The sequence below is a fragment of the Clostridium sp. genome, from assembly GCF_030532265.1.
In the GTDB taxonomy this organism is placed as follows: domain Bacteria; phylum Bacillota; class Clostridia; order Clostridiales; family Clostridiaceae; genus Clostridium.
Window position 1 is genome coordinate 1 of the sequence record NZ_JAUNLM010000086.1, and the last position, 5,386, is coordinate 5,386.

The following is a 5,386-nucleotide window of genomic DNA, read 5'->3' on the forward strand; positions in this document are numbered from 1 at the left end:
AATAAAAGATCTTTCTTTTTCAGAATCTAGAGCTGATGTACTTACAATTTTACAAAAAACATATCAAGAAGCACATGAAGGATCAAACTATCATCATATGCCTATCTATCTTCCAGATGACTGGTATGATAAAATATCAAAGTTAAAAGAAGAAAAAAAAGCATCATTGGAAAAAGAAATAGAATTTGATGAAGCTATAAATGAAAATCTTTATACACCTGATTCAATAGATAACCTAAAAGATGCGATTACTCTTGGAAAACATACATTAACTTATGAATGGTCTTTATTTGCTGATTTCGACAAAGCAACTCAAGATATAAAAAATGCAGTGAAAAATTTAAAGGATCCTCTTTATAGACCTCCATTTGGTCTTATACATCGTCATTAAAATAATATAAAAAAGAACTTGATAGAAATTTACTTAATCAAGTTCTTTTTTATATTATTGTACTTTTACAAATTCATTCCATATGATTTATTTTTCTCTTTTTCAATCTCTATATTTTCTTTTTCAATTTCTTTTTTTACTTTAAAAAATTCAATTTGAGACTCTCTGCTCATGCTCCTAAGAATTTCATTAACTTTATTTATTTCAGATCCAAGTCTTTTATTTTCTTTTTTTTATGAAGTGCTTTATTTTTTTATTTTATGTTTTAAATAAATTAAACTTTTTTTACAAAGACATACCTTTACTCTTAGCTTTTCTATTTTCTAGTTCTTGTTCCTTCTCTTTCTCGAACAAATCATCGTAGTATTTATTTATCTTCGAATGAAAGAATTCTTTAAGTTGTTCATTAGAATTGACTACTGAATCTACAGCTTTGTTATAATCTTCAAGAGAATCTATAATTGAATTAGCAGAATCTAAATCATTAGATTTTTTCTTTAATTTTTGATTAAGAAGAATAATTTCTTGCTTTAAAGAATGGTTTTCCACTTCTAAATTATCAGCCTTTCTAGCTTTGGAAGATAATATTTGGTTTTCTTTTTCTAATTCCTCAAAGTTATGATTAAGAGTTAATTGCTTTTTATATAGATTATTAGTTTTATTTTCTAAACGTTCTAAATTCTTATGTTTTATGTATAGTGATTTTTGCTGATCTTTTAAATCCTGCTCTAATTTTTCTAACTCTAATAACTTGTCTTTATTAAGCAAAAAAGATTTAGCAAGGTCTTTTAAATTTTGAAATTCCTCTCTAGTCAATTTAAAGCCCCCTAGAAGGCTTTCTTTTTTTTCAAGAGTAATTTCACCTATTTTTAAATTTAACGCCTCTAAACGCTTAATTTCCTTATTTAAATTAGATTTATATATTTTTTGGTCAAGATGTTTAACATTATTGTCTTTTTCACCCCTTTGAATATCAAATCCATTTTTCTGAAGAGTATAAGGTAAATTTTCTTGAATTTCTCTTAAAAAATTTCTATTGACCATCTTTTTAGCAGACAAAGAGCCGTCTAAATTCATAGGGACAAAACCAAGGTGCATATGAGGAGTAGTTTCATCAAGGTGAACATTAGCAGAAATAATATTATCTTTGCCAATTCTATTTTCTAAAAACTTTAAGCTTACTTCAAAAAATCTTTGTTGCTCCTTAATATCTAACTTTCTAAAAAAATCATTATCTGAAGATATTATACATTCACAATAAGTTACAGCATCTTTTCTAATAGCCCTTTGAGTAGTTTTTTTAGTATCGATAATATATTTAACTTTTTTAGTAAAAGAAATCTTTTCAGAGTTAACTAAATCAAAATTTAAATTACTCAAAGTAGTATCAATATCATGATTACTATAATTTTTATTGTCTCTTTGATTATGTCGTTGTAAACCGACAATATTAGAACTTTTATATTTACTTAAATGAAAAACTAAATAACTCATGAAGATACCTCCCAATGTTATACTTATAATCTAATATCCTATAAGTATAACTCACTATACTTTGCTACGCAAAGAGTTCGCCCTTGCAGGGAGCTAAGGGGCAAGCCCCTCTGCCGAAGGCATTCACCCAGTAGCTACCGCCTTCCACTGCAATTCCACTATGTTACATTACAGTTCCAGTTGGTCTACAAAAAAGCTTGACATCAAGTCAAGCTATACTGAACCGGCACTAAGGGAAGTGAAATTAGACGCAGTTATTCCCTTACCACCAGACAATAAATAAAGTCTAGCAGTAAGGAAATAACTGCATTTAAATTACTGAACCGTATACCTCGGTCGCTCATCGTCTGCACCTTATCTGTTACGTGTAAACACCTACTAGCTTTCTACATTATGGTTCTATCCTAATGCTAATCTGCTAATAGTTCCCGAGCACCTATGCTCCTAGAACTCCCACACCCGACCTTTACGTTGTCGTCACGCTCAAACCCACACGCCTAAAGATAAGGACTAGGACTACTGTGTGGAGGTTCACTTTCTGCATTGGCTGAACTCACCTGTCATCTTCTTTTAAGTGGTTTTATGGCTTGTCCCACTACATACCATATAGGTGATATGCGACCTTATTAAATATAAAAAAAGCTTAGGTATTAAATACCTAAGCTTAGAATTTCTATTGTAATCATGTAATTATGTAAACAAAATTACTGAAACCTCTTGAAAATTTATTATCATTTTAATATACTAAATGTATATCAATTGGATATGAATTTTCGGTTGGGCTTGTCCTTAGCTTCTTGGTACTTCCAATACCTTGAGTTACAATCAATTGTTTGGCGACAATTAATTGAACCGAAGTTGAAAATTTAGCACTAAATTTTTAGTGCTTTTTTCTATGCGATTTTTTAATTTTAATTTCCAATTCTAATTGAGAATATATAAAAAAAATTGGAAATTTTATGTCTTAATTTTACGCTTTTTTTTATATTATGTAAACTATTAATTTTAACTTTTTATAAATTTTTTCTTATATATTAAAATTTACACTTCTATCTTCTAAATTTCCCCAATGCTCACATTATTAAATTAATTTAATAGTCGATAAACTCCTTAAATTTTAGTATTATATAAATTAGGGGGGGAATTTTATGTCAGATGATAAATCTAAAGAAGAAAAAACTTTATTTAATATTGGTGACTTAACTGGTCTTAGTAAACCACTAGAAAAACTATTTGATATTATAAATAAAACATTAGGAAAATGTGCCGCACCATTTTTTATAAGAAAAATTGCTGATGCAAATGCTTATGAATTAAGTGTTATGCAAGAAACTTTAAAGAATAACAAGGCAGAAATTACTATTGAAAGAAATGGAACTAAAATACACTTAACAAATGAACCTGAAAAAATAGTATTAAATTCTATACTTGAAAAAGAAGCTAAGAAATTAGAAAATCAGTCAAAAATAATCAAAAACACAGCAGAAATTCTTGAAACTAAAGAAAGTGTTTCAGAAAAACCATTAGATAATGATTGGATAACTAGATTTTTTAAAATTACAGAGGATATAACTACTGAGGAAATGCAAAATTTATGGTCTAAAATATTAGCAGATGAAATAGAAAAACCAAATTCCTATAGTTTAAGAACTTTAGAAACACTAAAAAATTTATCTAGTAAAGAAGCTAAATTATTTTCTTTATTCGTAAAAATATGTTGCTTCCCAGGAAGGAACAAAAAGCTAATAGCTATTAATGATTCAGACTTTTTAAAAAAATATAATATTACTCTAGAAGATATGCAACTATTAGAAGAGTTGAATTTAGTTAATTCTTTACTTGGATTTAATATACATCCAAATACTGAATGTCCTCTTATATATTGCGATAAATTAATATTAATTAAAAATAATTCTAATAACAAAATTTATTTCCCAGTATACACATTAACAACAATAGGTCAAGAAATAAGCACTATTATTGAAAAGGAATTTTATTTATCTTTTCCTAAAGATGTACATTACTATTTTAAAAAACAAGGAAATGTTTCAAGTTACATTGTAGATTTAAATAAAAATGATTTTTCATATAACCCAAAAAATATGATAGAGATACATTAAACGTATCTCTATTATATTTTTTATTTAAAGTTGAAATATTAAAATTTTTAATTACAAAGACATACATTTACTATTGGATTTATTATTTTCAAACTCTAATTTCGCTTCTTGTTCTTGGCTAAAAAGTTTTTCAAAGCATTTATCAAGTTCATTATTGAATATCACTCCAATATCATTATTAGATTCAATTATAGAATTTATAATATCAATATATTGATTTTTAGAATCTAAAATAGAATTAGCGGAATCAAGTTGTTTAGATTTCTCCTTTAGCTTTTGATTAAGAAGATTAATTTCTTGCTTTAGTGAAATATTTTCTTTTTCTAAGTTGTCAAACTTTCTAGCCTTATAAGATAAAATACTATTTTCTTTTTCTAAGTTCTCGAAATCTCTATTAATATTTAATTGTTTTTTATATAAATTGTTGAATTTACTCTCTAATCTTTCTAAATTTTTATGCTTTAAAAATAAAGTTTTCTCCTGATCCTTTAGATTGTTTTCTAAATAATCTAATTTTTCAAGTCTATCTTTGTTTAAAACAAAAGATTTAGCTAGGTCTTTCAAAGTATCAAACTCTTCATGAGTTAATCTAACGCCACCTAATAAAGCTTCTTTTTTTTCTAAATTAATTTTATCTATTTCAAAATTCAAATACTCTAAACGCTTAATTTCCTTGTTTAGATTAGATTTATAAACCTTTTGGTCTAAATGTTTTACCTTTGAATCTTTTTCTCCTCTTTCAATATCAAAGCCATGTTTTTTTAATGTATATGGTAAGTTTTCTTGAATTTCTCTTAAAAAACTTCTATTAACCATTTTTTTAGCAGACAATGAACCATCAGTATTCATAGGAACAAAGCCAAAGTGCATATGGGGAGTAGTTTCATCTAAATGTACGGTAGCTGATACAAGATTATCCTTACCAATCCTATTTTCTAAGAATTTAAGACTAACATCAAAAAATCTTTTTTGCTCTTCTAATTCTAAATTTTTGAAGAAATCATTATCTGAAGATATAATACATTCACAATAAACTACTGCATCCTTTCTCAATGCTCTATCCGATTTTCTTTTAGTATCAATTATATTTTTTATTTTTTTATTGAAAGAAATAGGCTGCTCATTAACTAAATCATAATTAAAAGAACTTTTATTAATATCAATATCATTATTACTATAGCTTTTATTTTCTCTTTGGTTGTGTCTTTGTAATCCAGCTACATTACCATTTTTATATTTCTCTAAATGAAAAACTAAATAACTCATAAACCCTCCTATGACTAACAATCGTATATATAAAGTATAACTCACTATACTTTACTACGTAAAGAGTTCGCCCTTGCAGGGAGCTAAGGGGCAAGCCCCTCTGCCGAAGGCATTC

At 26.8% G+C, this 5,386-nt stretch carries 4 protein-coding genes; 2 read left to right on the forward strand and 2 right to left on the reverse strand.

Features of this window, described 5'->3' with window-relative positions; translation table 11 throughout:
• A partial coding sequence (locus Q4E08_RS11380) for a hypothetical protein (RefSeq protein WP_303131053.1) occupies nucleotides 1-391 on the forward strand: 391 nt, incomplete at its 5' end.
• A 285-nt stretch (nucleotides 392-676) separates the two neighbouring features.
• Here the strand turns inward: Q4E08_RS11380 and mobV (Q4E08_RS11385) are convergent.
• Nucleotides 677-1,885, reverse strand: a complete 1,209-nt coding sequence (gene mobV / locus Q4E08_RS11385; protein WP_303131054.1) for a MobV family relaxase — start codon at nucleotides 1,883-1,885, stop codon at nucleotides 677-679.
• A gap of 1,148 nt (nucleotides 1,886-3,033) precedes the next feature.
• Here mobV (Q4E08_RS11385) and Q4E08_RS11390 point away from each other — a divergent pair.
• The gene (locus tag Q4E08_RS11390) at nucleotides 3,034-4,005 is read left to right on the forward strand and encodes a DUF2806 domain-containing protein (protein WP_303131055.1); all 972 of its coding nucleotides are present in this window, start codon (nucleotides 3,034-3,036) and stop codon (nucleotides 4,003-4,005) included.
• Nucleotides 4,006-4,056: 51 nt separating this feature from the next.
• On the opposite strand, the gene mobV (Q4E08_RS11395) is transcribed toward Q4E08_RS11390, so the two are convergent.
• Nucleotides 4,057-5,271: a MobV family relaxase gene (gene mobV, locus Q4E08_RS11395; protein ID WP_303131057.1), complete on the reverse strand. Its 1,215-nt coding sequence runs from the start codon at nucleotides 5,269-5,271 to the stop codon at nucleotides 4,057-4,059.
• Nucleotides 5,272-5,386 lie beyond the last annotated feature (115 nt).